Genomic DNA, 519 nt, shown 5'->3' with positions numbered 1-519 from the left:
TCGGAGTGCTGGTGCGGGAAGTGGGCACGCTCTACGCCGCGTTCGCCGAAGGGCGGCCGTCGCCCCTCCCGGAACTGCCGGTGCAGTACGCCGACTACGCCGCGTGGCAGCGCCGCACGCTCAGCGGCGAAGCCCTGCAGCGTGAAGTGGCCTACTGGGAAGCAAAGCTCTCCGGCGCACCGGCCGTGCTGGAGCTGCCCATCGACAAGCCGCGGCCGGCGGTCCGCAGCACCGCGGGCGCGACGCTCAGCTTCACCCTTCCGCGCGAGCTGACGGAGAAGCTGCGGGGCCTGGGCCATCACGAAGGCGGCTCGCTCTTCATGGTGCTGCTCGCCGGCTGGCAGGCCCTGCTGTCCCGCTACACGGGCCAGGATGACCTCAGCGTGGGTTCGCCCATCGCGGGCCGCACCCGCGCGGAGACGGAAGGACTCATCGGCTTCTTCGTCAACACGCTCGTGCTTCGGGCGAAGGTGGAGGACGGTCAGTCGTTCCGCGCCCTGCTTCGCCAGGTGCGCGGCA

At 71.1% G+C, this 519-nt stretch carries 1 protein-coding gene; it reads left to right on the top strand.

Annotated elements, in window-relative coordinates; all coding sequences use genetic code 11:
• A partial coding sequence (locus tag D7X12_RS41835) for a condensation domain-containing protein (protein WP_208719648.1) occupies positions 1-519 on the top strand: 519 nt, incomplete at both ends.

The organism is Corallococcus sicarius (genome assembly GCF_003611735.1).
In the GTDB taxonomy this organism is placed as follows: domain Bacteria; phylum Myxococcota; class Myxococcia; order Myxococcales; family Myxococcaceae; genus Corallococcus; species Corallococcus sicarius.
This window is presented reverse-complemented; position numbering and strand designations above follow the sequence as displayed.